11 protein-coding genes are annotated in these 19,839 nt (G+C 31.4%); 2 read left to right on the forward strand and 9 right to left on the reverse strand.

What is annotated here, in order from left to right; translation table 11 throughout:
• Positions 1–141 precede the first annotated feature (141 nt).
• The 3 genes from VOI54_RS17730 to VOI54_RS17740 all read right to left on the reverse strand — a co-directional run bounded on the left by VOI54_RS17730 (position 142) and on the right by VOI54_RS17740 (position 4,712).
• The gene (locus VOI54_RS17730; RefSeq protein ID WP_326284653.1) at positions 142–1,662 is read right to left on the reverse strand and encodes an MGH1-like glycoside hydrolase domain-containing protein; all 1,521 of its coding nucleotides are present in this window, start codon (positions 1,660–1,662) and stop codon (positions 142–144) included.
• Positions 1,663–2,091: 429 nt separating this feature from the next.
• Positions 2,092–4,086: a beta-N-acetylhexosaminidase gene (locus VOI54_RS17735; RefSeq protein ID WP_326284654.1), complete on the reverse strand. Its 1,995-nt coding sequence runs from the start codon at positions 4,084–4,086 to the stop codon at positions 2,092–2,094.
• A 425-nt stretch (positions 4,087–4,511) separates the two neighbouring features.
• On the reverse strand, positions 4,512–4,712 hold the full coding sequence (locus tag VOI54_RS17740; RefSeq protein ID WP_326284656.1) for a twin-arginine translocation signal domain-containing protein: 201 nt from the start codon (positions 4,710–4,712) through the stop codon (positions 4,512–4,514).
• A 488-nt stretch (positions 4,713–5,200) separates the two neighbouring features.
• Between VOI54_RS17740 and VOI54_RS17745 the strand changes: the two genes are divergently transcribed.
• Positions 5,201–9,244, forward strand: a complete 4,044-nt coding sequence (locus tag VOI54_RS17745; protein WP_326284658.1) for a hybrid sensor histidine kinase/response regulator transcription factor — start codon at positions 5,201–5,203, stop codon at positions 9,242–9,244.
• A gap of 74 nt (positions 9,245–9,318) precedes the next feature.
• Positions 9,319–9,621 (forward strand): hypothetical protein, encoded by a 303-nt coding sequence (locus tag VOI54_RS17750; RefSeq protein WP_326284660.1) that lies wholly within the window; start codon positions 9,319–9,321, stop codon positions 9,619–9,621.
• Positions 9,622–9,909: 288 nt separating this feature from the next.
• On the opposite strand, the gene VOI54_RS17755 is transcribed toward VOI54_RS17750, so the two are convergent.
• From VOI54_RS17755 to VOI54_RS17780, 6 genes are all read right to left on the reverse strand, one after another.
• Entirely contained in the window at positions 9,910–11,241 is a 1,332-nt protein-coding gene (locus tag VOI54_RS17755; RefSeq protein WP_326284662.1) for a hypothetical protein, read from the reverse strand.
• Positions 11,242–11,413: 172 nt separating this feature from the next.
• A complete protein-coding gene (locus VOI54_RS17760; RefSeq protein ID WP_326284664.1) occupies positions 11,414–12,499 on the reverse strand; it encodes a DUF5007 domain-containing protein in 1,086 nt (361 codons plus the stop codon).
• Positions 12,500–12,521: 22 nt separating this feature from the next.
• Positions 12,522–13,139: a fasciclin domain-containing protein gene (locus tag VOI54_RS17765; RefSeq protein WP_326284666.1), complete on the reverse strand. Its 618-nt coding sequence runs from the start codon at positions 13,137–13,139 to the stop codon at positions 12,522–12,524.
• Positions 13,140–13,195: 56 nt separating this feature from the next.
• Entirely contained in the window at positions 13,196–14,740 is a 1,545-nt protein-coding gene (locus tag VOI54_RS17770; RefSeq protein WP_326284668.1) for a RagB/SusD family nutrient uptake outer membrane protein, read from the reverse strand.
• A gap of 11 nt (positions 14,741–14,751) precedes the next feature.
• The gene (locus VOI54_RS17775; protein WP_326284670.1) at positions 14,752–17,940 is read right to left on the reverse strand and encodes a SusC/RagA family TonB-linked outer membrane protein; all 3,189 of its coding nucleotides are present in this window, start codon (positions 17,938–17,940) and stop codon (positions 14,752–14,754) included.
• 239 nt (positions 17,941–18,179) lie between these two features.
• Positions 18,180–19,550 (reverse strand): Gfo/Idh/MocA family protein, encoded by a 1,371-nt coding sequence (locus VOI54_RS17780; RefSeq protein WP_326284671.1) that lies wholly within the window; start codon positions 19,548–19,550, stop codon positions 18,180–18,182.
• Positions 19,551–19,839 lie beyond the last annotated feature (289 nt).

Raw genomic sequence — 19,839 nt, forward strand, 5'->3', positions numbered from 1 at the left:
AGTTTGAAATAGACTGCCCGTTTGATTATAATAGGAGGGTAGCGGTGGTGTTTGTACATTGAGTAGGTTTTTTTATTTCAAAAGCACCTATATTTGAAAAGAAGGAATTAATGAGACAGAACCTTAATTTTCTCCATTCTTTTATAACCCTAACTTATTAATCCCTTCATTTATGGTATAATCAACGTTATTAATCGTCAAAATGAATTTCTGGTTTGTTTTTACCTTCACAACATCATTTTCATAGATTATATCAGTAACCACATTTCCAAATACAAGATTCTTAATGCCTTGTATTCCTTCTTTATGAAGGTTCCATTTTACTGTTTTATTTTGAGCATTAATGTCGTAAAACCCAATAACATTTTCAATCATTAATGAAATTGGCCCCAATGCAGACCACCCACAAAAATCGGGTCTAACAATATCTCCATGTATTGTTAAGGCCGGTTTCGGCTCAGTGGGACTATAACATTCCCATATGGTATGTGGTTTATATTGTCGATACGTTTTTGACATATGATCTATTATTGATAACGCATTGTTACGAGCTAGTCCAAAATAGCCGTATTTTTGAATTGCTTTTATACCCATATAAGCCGTTGGTATCCATATAGAGCCTCTCCAATACCCACCTTTAGGATCAAAGTCTATGTCATTTCTAGGAACAGTTGTCCAAGGCACATCTCCACCTAATGCCTCTGGGTTTTTAATATGCTCAACCATTTTCTTTGCCTGTACACTATCACACATTTCAGCTAACATTGGCCAATATGATGCTGGAGTAATTAATTTCATCGGTTTTAGCGTCTTTCTGTTTAAATCATAATAAATTCCATCTTCTTCATCCCAATAGAGTGTATTGATCTTTTGTTTAATAGCATTATACTTAGATTTCCAGATATTTGCCTGGATAGTGTCCCCAATACTTGTAAATAATTTAGAGATATTTAAAGCACTTAAGCCTTGTTGTGCTATAGCATCAATCCAAAGCATATCGGGATTATTTGGACGATTTTTTTTCGCAGATTTTCCTTTTTCTCTTCCTCTTGGAGTATTATCCATACCACTACGACCACCTTCCCATTGGTAACCATTGGGCTCCTTTTTTAACCATGTTTTAGCACTATTAGCAATTACTGTGCCTTTTGGAACCGTATCGAACCACTCAAAATGTTTTTGTAAATACTCTTTTTTATAAAGTAATTTTTTAACATGTTTTGTATCGTTAGAAAATTTATAAAAGTCATGTTCTGTCCAAGCAAATAAAGGTGGGTTGTCTGGAATTTCTATACGTAAAGGAATTTCTGTATTGTCATGTATTGGGGCATAGAAATTATTTAAAGATTCTATTGCTGGAAAATCAAAGGATGCATACTTAAAGAAATGAAGCATAAAAGCTGTATCCCAAATCCATATTGTGCTTTCATCAAAAGCTTCATCTATATATGGGCTCTGTACTAGTCCGTCAGAGCTTTTAACATGTTCTTTTGCTATCTCCCATGCTTTATTATATAACTCTACATAATCTTGATTTGGACTATAGATAATTGTAGGGTGATTGGTTGGTTTAGAAGTTGCTTCAGAATTCTTTACTTTTTTACTACAGGCAATGAGCAACATGCTTGCTATAAAAGCATAAGTGAAATTCTTTTTTGTCATATCTTTTAATTTTGTCTATTTTAGAGTTGAACAATTTTTAAGTAATAAAATGTATAGTCTGAAAATAGGATGTTTTGGATGTGGCCTTATGTCGGAAGAATGATTACGAACTGGTTTGATATTAAAATCATTTTCTCATATTAAGTTTATTCGTTATAAAATATCCTACTTTGTCTCCTTGACTAACATCTTCATCCATAGCCACCAAGTATTGACCTATTTCCTATAAACAAATCTTCTCTCTCCCATCATTATTGAAATCTCTAGATGATATACCACCACCGTTCAATTTTAATAGAGGAAGTATAATACGCTTAAATACTACTTTTTCGTTATTTATATAAAGTCAATCCTCTAAAAAAGGACTTCCTTCAACCTCTTCATTACCTCCACTTAAAACAAAAAGGTCTAAAAACCCTTCATTTGAGACTATTTTCTATTCTCAGAGTTTCGTTTCGCTGATATATTTTTTATAGTACCCTGAAACACTTTTTCGTTTAATGATCCTATGAACTCAAGAGGGCAAAGCATTTGCACATTTTCACTTCCAATTAAAACTCCATCTACATATAGGCTCGTTTTTTCTTCTTCGCCAATTAATTTAACATAAACTTCTTGGTTTAGTGGTAAAATGTAATCAAATATAATGACCTGTGGGTTATGTGATTTAAGAGGGGTTACTCCCTCGGTTTGATTTGCTCGAATAATAGCGAACCCTTTTTTTATTTCGGAATTTTCTTTCTTTTTAATCTCGTATTCCAATTGGGAGTAAATAGCGGCTTCTTTTGAAGATAATAGCAACTCATTCTGTTTCACTTCTTGCATTTTCTTTAAGGTCATCTCAAGAGACCAAGGGTATTCTATATTTTTTAATTCTGCTTTAATCTCTTTTATTTTTTCTTTGTTGAGATTAATCGGTTTTACGTTATAAAAAATAGTTTTTTCTTTAGCAAAATAGCGGTTTAGTATTTTGGTGTTAGGAATCATTAATAGTTGTTGCATTTTTTCTTGAAAATCTAAGAAAGATGAATATCCTTTTGTTCCCCACATTTTTTCCGAGAAAGTTAGTATAGAAGGTATACTTAAACGAGCTATTTCAGAAGTAGTATACCCTAGTGGGCCAAAATCATTCCAAATATGCATTTTACTTCCTAGTAATCCTGAACTTCCTTTTAATAGATTCTGCTCCTTTTTATCGCTGAATATTTCTGGTGTCCATTTCTCGTAAATGAATTTATTATTGACCCCATAGTATGGGGCACCAGGAACAATGTAGGTGTAATAATGAGATGAATTTATAAATTTATAACCTCGATTGGATTTATCTTGTGCATCACTTGTTTCCCACATATCAATAATGATATCTTTATCTATAGGCGTCTTACCTGGCATATGCTCAAACCCAGACCATATCCTTGTAGTTTTTCCGTTGTTTTTAACTACTTTATTAAAATGATTGATATACTTTTTAAATGTATTTCCTATTTCATATTTTAAAGAATCGTCTTCAATGCTATTAATTCGATATTCGTCCGTGCCTAAATGAAAATCAGGAGCATCAAAATGAGGGATTACTTCATTGAGTATTTCTTCCATAAAAACATAAGTGTTGGGATTGGTAATATCCAGATAGTTTGGACTGAGCCATTTACTCTTGAGATCTGGTCTAATATCAGTAAAGGCTAAAGAATGACCAGGAGCATCTATTTCTGGAGTAATGGTGATACCATAAGAGGTTGCGAAGTCTTGCAATTTTCTTATTTCTTTCCAAGTATAATATCCATCTTTTGCTGTTAATTCGGGGTAAAGTTTACTTTCCAAGCGATAAGCACTATATCCTCCCCATGAGTTATCGCTTAAATGCAAATGAAGCTCATTCATTTTTACCCAAGCCAATATTCTTATAAAATCCTTTATTTCATCAACACTGAAAAATTTACGAGCAACATCCAACAAAAGCATTCGCTTTTGATAGATCGGATAATCTTTAATTATTCCTTTTGGAAAATAATTTTTGTATTGATTTTGTGAACATAATTGTAGAATTGTTCTAGTGGCATGAACTAAAGCATTATATGAACTTATTTCAATGGTTGATCTTTTATCTAATTGTATTTTGTAAGCATCAGTGACCCCTTCCTTAAGCTCTTTATAGTTGGTATCAAAAAATAAAGAAAGCGTATTGCTATCATTCAAACTTCCTATTTTAACTCCAATTGATTGAAGTTCATTCTTAAAACGCTCTAGTAAAACAACTTTCTTGGAAGTGGTTTCTTTAGGCCAATTAATATTTATGTTATTAAAAGGTATTTTCTCATCTGAATAATGCCATTCTTGTACAGCCGGTATAATGTTAAGTTGCTGTTGAGCATGTATACTGAGGATACAAAATAAAAATATAATGGGCGTATGTGTTTTTTTCATTTAATGGTTAATTTTAAAACGTTATGATGCTATAAATAAACAGGAAATTTTGTTCTTTTTTATAGTTGATATATTTGAATGTTTTCGCCATTTATCCAGTGATTTAAACAGATTTTAAAGTAATAATTTCTTGAATTTTCGCTAGAGGAACACTAGACAAATTAGCATAATAATTTAGCTTCACCTCTTATTTATTTTCAACAATGTTAATTGGTTGTCATTTCTTGCAATTAATATGGCTTTCTAAGCATCAACTATTTATAAAGTATCTTTAATAACAATATTAGCGCCTATAATGAGATTACCAGATTCATCATTACTAGTCCTTGTAATTATTTTTTCTTGCTCATATACAAATGTTGAAAACTAAAATAAGGATTAAAAAATAGTACACGTTTTTTTATATATAAATTATTTAGTTAGCATTAGTAAATGTTAATTTCTATATCATTTTTTTGCAAGGCATTGTTCAGATGACTCGTTCCACTTAAACCTACACCTATAAAGGATCGCTTCAATCTTTGAATATTTTTACTAGGCAAAACCCCAAATGATAGATTGGGTACTAATGATATTCCAGCAGTTGCTAAGGTTGCGTTTTTAACAAAGTTTCTCCTTGAATTCATTATATTAATGGACTTGATTAGATACAAAATTGCAATATTTCTATCTGTTGTACTCTATATATTTTAATCAATAAAGGGTGTTTTTTGAGTCAAAAAAGACATCGTGACTAATGAGTATACTTTTTTGAATAAAATGACATACCATTGGTTATTAAGATTGGCAAATAATGATTTTATTATTAAAATGGTGATGAGGTGTTAAAATGTAGTTACAAAAGAAGGTTTTGTTAAACATCATTTTTTATAAAATAATATTTAATTTCGGTATTATAGGTAATTGATTTAATCTTAATTTATCAATTGATTAAAAGTATGCCTTTTAAACGAGTATAATCTCTGACCAGACTTGTAATCTATTGTTTAAATAAAAAGATATAAAATATATTAATACTTTTACAGTAGTAAATTTAAAGAGGTAGCAAGTCTTATCTCAATTAATTAATATGAATTTTACTCGATTTAAATACAAACTTTATATCTTTTTATTGATGTATTCATCAATTCAATCTTTTGGACAAAACGATATAAATTTTAAACACATAACCCCTCGGCATAACAATAGAAGTGTATTTGTTTTCAATACTGCCCAAGATTCTTTAGGAAATATTTGGATGACCACTGCAAAAGGAATTCTAAAATTTAATGGATATAGTTATCATTTAATTAATAATAGGGAGATTTTCCCTGAAATAGCAGATAGAGATGGAGTTGACGACATTTATGCTGATAATTATAAGAATATATGGATTAAAAGCGAGCAAGGATTATTATGCAAATATGACTCCAAAAGGGGTAAGTTTCTTAATTATTCTAATTTTTTTAAAGAACCTGTAAGTGTTGTTAAATCTAAGGGTAAAGAAATTTGGATTGTCACTAAAACAGGAAATGTTCATAAATTAGAAAACGATAAAGCTGAATTAATTACTGTTATACCCAATTTAAATGGTATAGGTACAGAAGTTCAAGGTCTTGAATTTGGAAATAACCAAGAAATATATATAAGTACTTCGAGAGGTAAAGTATATAATTATTCTATAAATACCAAAAGGTTAAATGAGTTAGTAGGGCCGTTTACAGACTATCCAGAGCCAATTGTATTGCAAGCTGACAATGATAATAGATTATGGATTGGAACTGAAACCTTTGGACTACTCATTTATGATATTAATAAGGGGGAATTTGTTGAGGATATCTTTTTTAAAGAAAGTTTGTCTGATGTTAAAAAAGAACTTTTTACAAGTCTATTTCTTGATAGTGATGATAATGTATGGGGTGGTACTGATGGTGATGGTTTATATAAGATTAACAGTAAAAATGGCGAAATCAGGGTTTATCAAAAGAATAATTACAATGAGTTTTCTTTGAGCAGTAATACGATAATAGATATTACTGAAGATAATCATAAAAATATATGGATAGTTACCAAATATGGAGTTTTAGATGTTATACCAAAAATCAATAAAAATGTTAATTATCACAAAGGCTCTTCGAATAACCTTCCATTAAGAATTTTAAGTATCTACAAGAGCAAAAGTGGTGTTTTATGGGTTGGTACTGACGGATCTGGTTTGACAATGATTAAAGAAAATGAACACTTTGCGAAACAATATTTCAATGATGTTAATAATGGATTATATGTACAATCTATTACTGAAGATAATAATAATAACATTTGGTTTGGTACTTATAAAAGAGGTTTATGGGTTTACAATCAATTGGATAAGAGGTTTAAAAATATAGATGTAATTAATAATAAAAATCAAAAAGCTACTGATGTTCGTACGGTTTTTAAAGACTCTAAAGGTCGAATTTGGGTAGGTTCTAATGTAGCGATTAATATTTATTCCCCTGAAAAAAAGGAAATTATTAATAGTTTTAGCTATGGCAAGAAGGGGCTTGGCGGTAATATTTTAGAGAGCATTATTGAAGATGGCAATAACAATATTTGGTTAGGGGTATCAAATGGAGGGCTATATAGATTTAATGAAAATCTTGATAACATTAAAAACTCATCTTTTGTACGTGTAAATAGTCATGATAAAACTATTTTTTCCATTATCTCAATGAGTTTAGGGAAACAGAACGAAATTTGGGCTATTAATCGTAAAGGTAATTTAATTCTATTTAACACTAAAAGTGAAAAAAATATTGATTTCAATAATTTAAGCCCTTTAAAAAACACAAATTTAAAGGCAGTTATAGCTGTTGATTCACTTAATATTTGGATGAGTTCAGTCAACGGAATATATCATTTGGATAGAAAAAATAATCTCGTTAAATCTTTTTATACCACTGATGGTTTTCAAAGTAATTTCTTCATTAGTAGAAGTGCATTTAAAGATAATGATGGCATGTTGTATTTTGGAACTGATGAGGGGGTTAATTTTTTTAGCCCAAAAAAATTGACCAAAGAAAAATCGAGGACTAAATTATTTATAAACGATATAGAAGTTTTAAATAAACCAGCAAAAGGATTATTATCAAATCAAATAACTTCTGATGTCTTTAACCTAGATGAACTTCATCTTGAAAATAATCAATCTTCTTTTTCGGTTAAATTTTCAGCAATAGACAATATTCTAAATCCAAACTACCATTATTATTATAGATTAAATGGTTTTGATAAAGATTGGAAGACAACCTTCTCCGAAGGATTGGCAACTTATACTAATGTTCCACCCGGAAAGTATACATTAGAAATGAAAGCGAATGAAATGAATGAGCCTTCCCTGACCTTTAAAAGATTCTTAAATATTACAATTGCGCAACCCTTTTGGAATAAACCAATAGCCCATCTATTATATCTTATATTGTTAGTTCTTTTAGTTTATGGAAGTGTAAGATGGTACTCATTAAGAAAAAAATTACTTATTAATAAAATTAGTAGACGAAAAGAGAACGAATTACATAAAGCCAAAATGAGTTTTTTTACAAAAATGTCGCATGAAATTCAGACACCAATTACTTTAATATTAAGCCCAATTGAGGATATGTTAGAACGGGCAGATTTTAATGGAAATATGCTACTTAAAGAGCGTTTAAAAATCATATCAAGTAATGCTAATCGTTTGTCTAGAATTGCCCGTGAGTTGACTTTGATTAGAAATAAAGAGTTAAATAAAATAAAGCTATCTGTAGCACAAAACAATCTTTATGAGGATGTTACTAAAGTATATTTTTCTTTTAAAGAATTAGCTAGAAGAAAGAAAATTGATTTTTCGATGAATTGTCCGAAGAATTTAGTCGATGCATGGTACGATAGAGAGAAGTTGGAACATGTATTATATAATTTACTATCTAATGCTTTTAAATTCACTCCTTCAGAAGGTAATGTGCAAATAAATGTGGTTCCTGTGAGTGAAAAAAGAGCTGTCAACATTACCGTATCAGATTCGGGGCCAGGTATTAAAAAAGAAGAATTAAAAGACATTTTTAGAATATTTTATAGATCTAAAAGCAATAAAGAAGTTAAAGGTACTGGTATAGGGTTAGCACTTACCAAAGAATTGGTAGATTTGCATAATGGTAAAATTAAAGTGAATAGTATTTCAGGAAAAGGAACAACTTTTACTGTGAAACTTCCAATAGCTGAGGAGAATTATAAAGATTTTGAAAGGATTATATCAAGTAAAAAAAATAAACCTATATCTACAGATGAGAAGGAACTCATAATGACTAAACCGCTTGCAGGTTTTGATAATAACAGAAAGACTATACTTATAGTTGAAGATAATTTTGAATTGCAACATTTTTTAAAGAGCTTATTGCAAGAACGCTATAATATACTTTTAGCTGAAAATGGTCAAGAAGGATTTTATCATGCAAAAAACAATATTCCGGATCTTATCTTAAGTGATATTATGATGCCGATAATGGACGGTGTTGAAATGTGTAAGAAGTTAAATGATAATAGTTTAACTAAGCATATTCCTGTAGTATTACTTACAGCTAAAAACTCTACCATAGCTAAAATTGAAGGATTGAAAATGGGGGCTATAGAATTTATAAACAAGCCATTTAACACTAATGAACTGTTGCTGAAAATCAATAATATTTTAGCGTCTAAAGAAAAGATTATTTCTAAATATCGCAAAGAACTAATAAACAAGCCGGAAGTTAAAATAAATAAGACCCAAGACGAAGTCTTTTTAGAAAAACTTACATCTTATGTAAATGAGAGGTTAAAAGATTCTAGTTTTAAAGTTGAGGAAATTGCCGAGAATGTAAATATGAGTTATTCTAGTTTATATAGGAAATGTTTAGCAGTAACTGGATTGAATCTAATAGATTTTGTTAGAATTTTACGATTAAAAAAGGCAGCAGTATTATTGGCAAAGTATAGATACCCTATTTCTGATGTTGCGTACATGGTAGGCTTTAATAATGCAAAATATTTTTCTAAGAGTTTTAAAAAAGAATTCAAAATAAGTCCTAAAGAGTTTAAAAACAATGCCGTATCTTATGAAAGTGTTGAAGTTTTTTTAAATGAATATAATATTGATATTCTAAATTTTGAGAGTGAAACCCCTTAATAGGAGTTGTGTTACTAAATAGTACTATAATTGATGGAACTCTAAACCTCGCAACATGATGTCCAGTCAATACCATGTTTCTTACTGATGGTGGTTCAGGGAATTTGAATGATAATGTAACCTCATTAATAACATCTTTTAATAGTACTATAGTTCATAGAATAGTACAACACGAGGTATCGTTTTCTAACTCTATGATTGAAGATTTTAATAAAGTATTGAAATACCAATTTCTTTACCCTAAAAATATTGCCACACAAAAACAATTAGAAATAATAATGGCTGAAGTTATACCAATATACAACAATAATAGACACAATGGTGTTTGGGTGGTAATACACCTTCGGAAACTTTTAATAATAAACCTATTAATTTAAGCGGCTACACTACTGGTTTAAAAGCCAACAAATAATTAGATTAGGCCAAAACAGAAACAATTCATGTAATAAATGCTTATAATACATTTATGTATTTAACTCACAAAAAAAAGAAAGCAACAAAAATTGCTTTCTTTTTCTATAAAACTAATAAATTTAATTTGCTTTTAAAAACAATTTATAACTACTTCATTTTCATCCAATTCCCTTATATGGGACACTTTGTTTTAAAATGACCTTGGGAATAGCAGGCCTTTCATTCTATTTTGCTTTATTATTTTTTTCATCTTAAAATGGCACTTTAACAATAACAGTATCTCCTTTTCCATTCTCATCTGTTATGCTTTGTATGGTCCACAAATCCTTTAAATTATCGCCATCAATAATACTGCCACTATAATCGCCCCATGCAACACCATCTGTAAACCCTTTTCCTTCACCTAAACTTACAATTTCACGTAACGTGCCTTTTGGATCTTTTGCCTTTCTAAAAGCCAATCTTGGACTAATAAACATATTCTCATTTGTTTCTTGAAACCCTACAAGTACATCATTTTTCCTATTAACGGCAATGGTTGTTTGAATGTAATTAGAACGTTCACTACTAATTAATCCAGTTTGAACAATGGTTCCATCTGTTTTTATTTGGTGCCATTGTATTGCTGCTTTATCATTAATATTTATAGTATGTGAAAACCAAATATAGCCATTCTGCAAAACCAAATTTTTAGGGTTTCTATCTCCTGAAGATATTAATTGATCTGTGTTTTTTTGAGGTGATTTAGGTGGCCACTTAAAGTTATTTAACTGCTGTGGTGTTTTTGCAACAAGCTTGCAAACTGGCGACCCGTCTTTTGCTGTAACAATTCGTCTAATTACAAATTCGCCTTGTCGGGTTATTTTAAAAAAATATAAATCATCTATATTATCTTGGGTAGCTACTGGGTGTCCCAAATTACCTGAGAAATGATAAACTGTAGCTGGTTTTCCTGATTTAGCTTCTTTCATTTTCATAACAAAGGTTTGTTCTTTCCCTCCAGGAAAAGAATAACCTATCCATTTTTTGCTATAACTAATGCCACCACCGTCAACACCATTTGGAGCTGGTACTGGATATGTATTCCAAGCACCTGTTGGATCTTTTGTTTCTGAAATGGAAATATTTACAGGCTTCTTCTTTTCTTTATCCCAAGGATTCCATAAATCAAAACCAAAAACTTTATTATGTGGGTCGAAAAATAATTTAGGGTCTATTCCCTTATTGAAGCATGACTGCGAAACACCTTGAACAAAATTTCCTTTTTTATCATAAATAACGAGACCACTATTTGAACCGTGTAGAACATAACCACCACCAACTGCAATTTGAGGGTCTACTTGTCTGTTGCCATCCATAGATCCATCAAACGCTAAATAACCAGCTTCTATCCTTGGGGTTCCACCTTGATTACGTTCTTTACATTCGTCTCCGTTATTAGTAAATGTTGTCTTTCTTATGGGTTTAATAATTTCCGTACGGGTTGGTTTAAGCAATGTATTATTTTGTCCATTAATATACTGTGTTCCTATAAGCAAAGTAAACACCAACCCAAAACAGATTAAGTTTTTATTTTTATTCATTTCGTTATTTTAATTTTACAAATCTTTAAATGATTATAAGCATTAATATAGATAGCACTATCATTAAATATATATTCTCATATTTTTTTAATAAAAAAACCAAATCCCCAATCCTAATCTTAATAAATTTTTTGATAGGTTGAAAATTTGGTCTAATTTTTAACATCTTAAATTACTTTTTAATAGTATAAGGAATTCTCATTTTCATCTCCCATGTTCCCGAATCATTAATTCTTACACCCCAACGTATATAGGCTTGATTTACAATTTCACCTGAAGCATTTGTAAATGGCGCCCAATCTTTTGGACCATTATCTGCTTCATAGGCTGCAGTATCCACAGTAAAGGCATCACGCGTAGTTAAATAATACATTAAATACCCATTTGTACTACCTCCAAAATTTCTAGCATATTGAGGAAATGGAGGTGCTGGAAGTTCAAAAATTGTGCCTGTAGCATCTTCAGTCGTTTTTATAGAGTTATCATGATAATTCTGCAGGTAGTTTGCTTGGTAAGGATAAAAAGTGACTTTATCCGGACCAATTGGTACGCCATAACTGTCTGCAATTATCATTTTAGTTTTTATACCTAATTTGGGCTCATCACTTATTTTTTGAATTGTAATATAAGGATGTGTCCCATCTAGTACACTTGGAACTCCTGGATCGTTATCGTTTCTAATTGTCGATGTAAACAACGCACTTAAACCACCACCTTCATTTTTAACTAAATTAAGCCGTGATCGCATCTCTACTCTAAACTCTACGGGCTTAAATGGTTCAAATTTTACTGTAACAAAATCGTCCAATTGCCTTTCTCCTCTAACATTAGAAGCATTTACATTCACATTATAAATATCACTACCTGTTATATGTTTACTAGTTTGTGTGAATGCTAATTCACCACTTACATCATTAATTAAAAGTGTAGGTTTATTCGATAGTTCTAATTTAGCTTCAACCAATTCTAAAGTTGTATCTGTTACTGGATTAAAAGGTTCTTTCCATATCAAAATTTCATGTTCATCGAACAAATCTTCGGTAGGATTCCCATTTATATCATTGACTCCGGTTATTTCCCAATGCAATGGATATGTTGACCCCTCAATCGCTGGAACTGCACTCGTTTTAAAAATACCTCTAGGAACAAATATCGTATCTTCTAATGCATGAATATCATCACTTAGATATCCTATTTCTGGTGGTTTACATGATGTCAGAAAAATTAAAGTAAATATTGTATAATATAATTTTTTCATATCTCTTTGTTTAAAAATTAAATTAATCTGTTTTATAATTAAAAAGCCTATGCGAACCTTGCAAGACATGAATAATGCCATTAGTGGATATTAGGTTTGAAGTTTTAACCACTACTTTATCATCGTCGTTAATATTATTCCAATCATCCCAATCGGCTCCATTTTTATATGTGTAATACACATATTTAGGTCTTGAATCTAATTGGTCTGTATACTCATCAGATTCTTCTAAGGAAATTCGCCTTTCTTCATTATTTTCTGAAATATAAATACGTCCTTGATCTTCCTTAATATTTGATCGTGTTATTTTTTCATTAAAAATATACCCTCCCATATATTTTTGTAAAGTATCTGTAGGAATATCATTTACAGTGTATTGAGCATTAGGATCTACTTTCCTCATTTCTGTCAAAACTGCTTCTACATAGTTTTTTATAGATAAATTGTTAGGAGCAAAAATAGTAGATTCACTATTTACCAAGTCTTCCATTCCCGCTCTTTCAATTATTATTGCTAGGGTATCTAATTGGCTATGAGATCTGAAAAAATCCATAGTTGTTGTTCTTACTTCTGGGCTACTAATTCCTCCATCGATTAAATAATTCCCATCAGTAGAACAAGCATTAAAAGCAAAAATCACAATTGTAATCGTTATTATTATTTTTTTCATAATGTCTTAGTTTTAAAAATTTATAGCTATAATCTACCTCTCCAAAATTCTGTTTGTAAAATATCTGGGTTTGCAGAGATAACATTTGGGTGTATTGGCCAAAAATAGCCTTCCTTATCATTTCTAGTTGGATCAGACCATGGTATACCTTCATAATAATCCATTCTTATTCTGTCATACCCTGATTGAGCTTCACCTACAAACTCAATAGCCCGCTCATCAAAAATTGCCTTTATTAATGATTCTTTATCAGCAACACCAGTATAATTAGGCACATTAGCTTGTGATCTAATCATATTTAAATCTGCTATAGCAGAACCAGAATTCCCTAATTTCGCGTTTGCTTCAGCTCGTAACAGATACATATCCGCTAAACGGAAAATTAAAATATTTGACTCTGAAAATAATGAGTATACATTCTCTGAGCTAGAATCTTGAGACGCATGTGAATATTTTAACAAAAATGAATACTGATCATTTGTTTCATATTCATAGAAAAATAAATCTTTACGCACATCATTTGCTCTATCAGAATCTGTAGCCATCATTTCATTTCCATAAAAATCTGGATCCATATAGGGGCTAATTCTTGTATTCACATTTTGCCATATTGGATAGTTTAATGTAACGCCTATATGGTTACCATCTGATTCTGTTAAACGGAAAGATTCATTCATAGCCGAGCTCACATTAATTTCGAATAGACCCGTTGCCGATTGCCCAGTACACATATCATTAAACCCGTCAACTCCTTCATTTACATAGTCGATTAATCTTGCTCCACTATTGTTGATAACAGATGTTGTTGCATCTATAGACTGTTGAATCATAGCGGTATTATCATTATCTCTACTAGCATACCACAATGTTATATGTGCTTTCAAAGCCTCTGCACTAGCTTTATTGGCAGTAATTGCCCATCCTGAATTTCCAGGAGAAGAATAATCTAACAAACCAATAGCTTTATTGGCCGCATCTAAAGCATAGTTAAGTACATCTAACTCATCGGATCTTGGTGTTCTAACTATAAAGCCATTGCCATCAATTAGCTGATCCGAGCTTTCAATTGATTGTTCAACAATTGGCACATCGCCCCATATTCTAGCCATATAGAAATATGTAAGAGACCTTATAAAAGCAGCCTCACCTATTAGTCTATCCTTTTCAGAACTTGAATCAAAAAGGTCCACAGACATATTTTCAATATACTGTTCGATAGTATGTGCCCAATTCGCAGCTCTAAAAAATCTCTTCCAATTTATAGATTCATCTCTATAAGGAACCACATAATCTCCACTATCTTCAATATAATCAACCAACCAACTTCGGCTATTCATGAAAGTCATTCCTGTCCATTCACCCCAATACATGAAATTGGACTGATATAAGATAGATTCTTTAAATAAATTATAAGCTCCAGCTACAGCTTGTTCAGCATTAGCTTGACTATCCCAAAATGCCTTAGGGTGTGTAATGCTTAACGGTTCTTGGTCTAAGATGTCTGAACAATTCATAACACTCAATAAGCATAAAACCAACCCGTATATTTTTATGTTCTTTATTTGTTTCATAATTTTAAAAATTAAAATTTAGTATCTATTCCAATAAAAATTGTTTTTGCTTGCGGATAACCATTTCCGTAAGTGTATCCTTTAGCATCTACCAAGGAAGCATCAACAACTTTTTTTGATTTTTGCCATTGATATGGATTCAATACAGAAGCATAAATACGTAGACGATTAAATCCAATATTTTTCATAAATCCATCACTACCATCGAAGGTATATCCTATTGAAGCATTTGTGACTTTCCAATAATCACCACTTTCAATAAATAATGTTTGATTGCCTCTAAATCTATAAAACGTTCCTAAACTTGGACTCGATGGGTATAATGCTGGAAAATCTACTCCTGCAGCACCATCACCAGGGTTTTCCCAAAAAGTGTGTTCACTTAAATCGACTAAACCTCTAGTGGCCCAATCTATTCCTCCACGGTCATATGCATTCATATAACTTTGAAGTACTGAGTTTGTAATATCTGCTCCAAATGAAAATTGGCTATACATTTGGAAATACCATTTCTTATAATTTAAATTAATATTAAATGAGCCTTGTACATCTGGAATTGGTGAATAATCTGTAGTTAACTTTAAATCATGAGCTTCATTTAATATATAGTCTCCATTTAAATCTTTCCAAATCGGAAAACCTGGCGCAATAGTTGCCCAAGCACTTTTACCTGCTAATGGTTCTCCTGTAAATGGATTCCCCGGAAGTTGACTTAGATCATCAAGAATATAATCATTAAGGAACATTTTATACAAATTAAGAGGCCTTCCCACTACATAGCCATAATTATTTCCAATATAGTCTCGATTACCATTTGGTAACTTAGATACATAATTTTCGTTTTTTGAGAAACCTAACATTAATTCTAAGCGTAAATCATTGCTTTTTGGAAAAACATGATAGTGAATCATAGACTCCCATCCATAATTTATAACACCCGCCACATTTGTTGGCGCCGAGTTATAACCTGAATATGCTGGGAAAGCTACATCAAAAAATAGTTTATCTGTATTTTTATTATAAGCATCAAAAGTTAGGCTAACTCTATAGTTAAACATGTCCAAATCAAACCCAACATTCCATTGTTCTGTTTCTTCCCAAGAAAGTGACGAATTTCCAATTTGATTATAATTAGGTATCACTCCAGTTACACCGCCATAAGATGAAACGTCCATTTGGTTAGACCATAATGGAGTTCCTCCATAACCTAAACTGTAGGCTCCAAATCGCAAATAATTTTGAGGAAATTGTTTTCCATTTATACCCCATGATCCACGTACTTTTAAAAAATCTACAAAATTAAATATATGCGGTTTCAAAAGAGGTTCGTTAGACAACACCCATCCTGCGTTTACCGAAGGAAATTTTGCCCATCTAACATCTTTACCAAATCTTGAAGAGCCATCAATACTATAACTAGCTCCTATTTGATAGCGGTCTTTGTATTTGTATGATAAACGTCCAAAATAAGAAACCAATGCATTGTTACTTATGTCTGTGGAACCAAATACTTGATCTTGGGTATATCTACTATTTATAACTTTAATAGCATCACTACCAAAACCAAAAGCACCTAATCGCATTGTTTCATATTGGTTGTAATCAATTCTATTTCCTAAAACAGCAGTTACTTCGTGTTTTTTATCATCAAAGTTTTTAAATAAACTTAAATACGTTTCAGCGGTTACATTTTTTCTGTTGTATAATGAATAACTGGCAAAACCATCGTCTTCTGTTCTAATTGTAGATGGCTCGTAAAAGTTCTTTTTATTACTGTCATACACAAAACTTAATTGAGAATTTAAACTTAGACCGTCAATTAAATCAAGAGTTGCAAAATTTGATAGTGTCAAATTTACTGATCTATCTGTGTTTAGTTTATCACTTAATTCTCCGTTTAATGATTTAATCCTGGCATCAGAAACATGGAATAATGACGATTGTAAACCAGCTGGATTTACTGGAAGTGAAGAGTTTAAATCAAAGCTACCTTGATACGGATTTCCCTGACCTGTCTTTTGATCTGTATATGTAAATCTCGTAATAAACCGGTTATTAAAACTTTTACCAGCCTTAAAATTTAAATTTGATGAAAGTGTCATTCTATCTACGCCAGTAGCTTTAATAACGCCTTCTTGATTATCATAACCTAATGACACACGATAATTAGTTTTTTCATTACCGCCTCTTACACTAAAGTTGTGTCTTTGAATAACACCCGTTTTATAAAATAAACCTTGATAATCAATATTATTATTAAATGCTGGATTAATACTATCGGTCAACACCATTGGTGTTTCATCAGACTGCAGTTCACCTGTTGCCCACCATCTTTGAATAATGTCCATTTTAGCACGTCGTTCTGCTGCTCCAACTAAAGTTGAAACCAATTCAGGCTTAGGTTGAATACCTAAACTTGTATTAAAAGTAAACTCCGGTTTTTCGTAATTACCTCCTCCTTTTGTTTCGATAATAATTACACCATTAGCGCCTCGTGAACCATAAATAGCTGCTGCAGAAGCATCTTTTAACACATCGATGCTTTTAATATCGTTTGGATTAAGCGATGCCAAAAAATCTACATTCGAAACATTATAACCTGCTAAATCCTCTAAGCTAGTTTGCACACCATCGATTACATATAATGGATTACTGTATGCTAAATCGGCATCAATATTAGAACCGATACTTGTATTTCCACGGATAACCATAGCGCCTCTTCCTGCAGGAGCACCAGTTAACGAAACACTTTGGACTCCTGTTGTCTGTGTTGCAATCAAGCCAGCTACATTAAGAACCGGAATACTTTCCAAATCTTCGCTTGTAAGACTAGATATAGCACCAGTAACATCTTTTTTATGTACTTTCTGATAACCGATAAGTACAATAGCATCAAGTTCGGTGATATCTTCTTCTAATTTAATACTAAAAAAAGTATTTTCTCCTACTGTAATTTCTTTGGTTTGGTACCCTACCAAAGAAAATACAATTATAGATTTTGAATTGACATTCTGAAGTTTAAAACTGCCATCAAAATCTGATGCGACACCGATTGATTTATTTTGTTTAGCATAAACACTTACACCTGGTAACGGTATCCCGGTCTTTGAGTCTACTATATTTCCATTTATCTCTGTTGCTTGACTATAAGCAAAAGACATATTAAGAAATACAATGGTAATGAATAATAATTTTTTCATAAATAGAGTTTGATTAATTGTTAGTTTTTAAATTGGTTAATGAATAATTATTAGGTAATTTTTTTCCACATAGTTTATAGTTTAAGTTAATAATATTTGCTCTTTAGATTATTTTATAAGTAACTTTTGATTTAGAAAGGATGAATAAAACTAACCCATCCTTTCATCTTCAAAAAAACTAATTCAAAATAAAATCCTTGTATATTTTTAAAATCAATTATTAAATATTTAGTTACCTATTAATAGGTGTCTTTCATCCAATTATAAGGCTTACGTTTTACCCATAAGCCCCTTGTGAAATCAGGAAAATCCTGTGGAGCTCCATTATTCTCAATAGACATCTCAGAAAGTGGTGTAACTGCACTCCAAGCAGCGGCATCATAAGCGTCCATAGGTGGTGCTATATTTTCTTTAGCAGATTCTACAAAAGAGTTCATAACAAAAAAGTCCATACCTCCATGGCCTGCACCTATTGCTAATTCTCCATATTTTTTCCATAATGGATGGTCGTATTTTTCAAACCAAGCATCCATATTCTCCCATCCATGACCTTTAGTTGTCCCTTCAACATGAATACGCTGTGTATGATAATCAAAATCTGTAAGCCCTTGAACACCTTGCACTTTAAAACCTAAAGAATAAGGGTGCGGTGTATTTACATTATGAGTAACAATTATAGTTTCTCCATTAGAAGTTTCAATAGTAGATGTTATGATATCGCCTTGCTTCCATTTTAATTTTGCATTAGGATGATCTTTACCTCCATTATCAACAATGTATTTGTTTAATCCAATGGCTTTGGTAGCATGCGATGTTAATGAGACAAAACGATTTCCTCTATTTATATCTGCCATAACTGCTACTGGCCCTAAACCATGAGTTGGATATACATCTGCATTTCTTAATAATGAATGTTGTGTTCTCCAGGCTGCTTCAGAAATTCCTTTTTCTCCAAATTCTACGCCTTTTCCATAAGCCGACTTTCCGTCGTTAAATTTAACGCCTCTTAAATCGTGTTGATACCCACAAGTGAAATGTAATAATTCGCCAAAAATATTTTGTTTTACCATATTTAATACGGCTAACACATCTCTACGATAATTTACATTTTCAAGAATCATTAAATGCGACCCTGTTTCTTCATACGTATTTACCAAATCCCAACATTCTTCTAAGGTATTTGCAGCAGATACTTCTAAACCTGTATACTTACCTGCTTTCATAGCATCAACAGCCATTTTTGTATGCCACAACCAAGGTGTAGAAATTATTACAGCATCAACCTCTTTTAACTCTAAAAGATTCCTATAGTCTAAATCGTTTTTACCAAAAACTTTTGGAGTGTTAAATCCAGCATCTTTAATTTTGGAAAGTGCTATATCTATGCGATTGGTATCTAAATCGCAAATAGCTGTAATTTCTATATCCTTTCTTTGCAATGCATTGTTTAAATGGTTTGTGCCACGTAACCCTACTCCAATAAATGCTAACTTCAGTTTGTCTTGATTCAAATTAAAACCAGACCCAAATGATAAACTAGGCATTACTGATAAACCTGTTGTTGCTATTGCTGCTTTTTTGACAAAAGATCTTCTTGAGTTTTTTTCCATAATATTTAATGAAAGTTTATTTAACAAATTTGCAATTGTTATCAAATCTACGATATTGATTGTGTGTGAATGGATATTGATTTCTTCGAAAAGGTATACTTAATAGTCAAAAGTCAATGTTTGACTATTAAGTATACCTTTTTGAATAATACAAACACCTTAGGTTCTGTCTCATTAATTATATAGAGCTGTATTTTTAAAAGAGAATCTAGTTTCAAGAAGCTAGAGCGCAAAAAGTTTTGAACGTTGAAGATTTGGGTTTCAAGATTTGATCTTTTCTAATCATATG

The organism is Alterotamlana spongicola (genome assembly GCF_035818475.1).
Classification (GTDB): domain Bacteria; phylum Bacteroidota; class Bacteroidia; order Flavobacteriales; family Flavobacteriaceae; genus Cognatitamlana.

Excerpts from the sequence above, each read along its gene's own strand:
- VOI54_RS17730 (WP_326284653.1), bottom strand. The coding sequence starts at position 1,662 with ATGACAAAAAAGAATTTCACTTATGCTTTTATAGCAAGCATGTTGCTC.
- VOI54_RS17735 (WP_326284654.1), bottom strand. The coding sequence starts at position 4,086 with ATGAAAAAAACACATACGCCCATTATATTTTTATTTTGTATCCTCAGT.
- VOI54_RS17740 (WP_326284656.1), bottom strand. The coding sequence starts at position 4,712 with ATGAATTCAAGGAGAAACTTTGTTAAAAACGCAACCTTAGCAACTGCT.
- VOI54_RS17745 (WP_326284658.1), top strand. The coding sequence starts at position 5,201 with ATGTATTCATCAATTCAATCTTTTGGACAAAACGATATAAATTTTAAA.
- VOI54_RS17750 (WP_326284660.1), top strand. The coding sequence starts at position 9,319 with ATGTTTCTTACTGATGGTGGTTCAGGGAATTTGAATGATAATGTAACC.
- VOI54_RS17755 (WP_326284662.1), bottom strand. The coding sequence starts at position 11,241 with ATGAATAAAAATAAAAACTTAATCTGTTTTGGGTTGGTGTTTACTTTG.
- VOI54_RS17760 (WP_326284664.1), bottom strand. The coding sequence starts at position 12,499 with ATGAAAAAATTATATTATACAATATTTACTTTAATTTTTCTGACATCA.
- VOI54_RS17770 (WP_326284668.1), bottom strand. The coding sequence starts at position 14,740 with ATGAAACAAATAAAGAACATAAAAATATACGGGTTGGTTTTATGCTTA.
- VOI54_RS17775 (WP_326284670.1), bottom strand. The coding sequence starts at position 17,940 with ATGAAAAAATTATTATTCATTACCATTGTATTTCTTAATATGTCTTTT.
- VOI54_RS17780 (WP_326284671.1), bottom strand. The coding sequence starts at position 19,550 with ATGGAAAAAAACTCAAGAAGATCTTTTGTCAAAAAAGCAGCAATAGCA.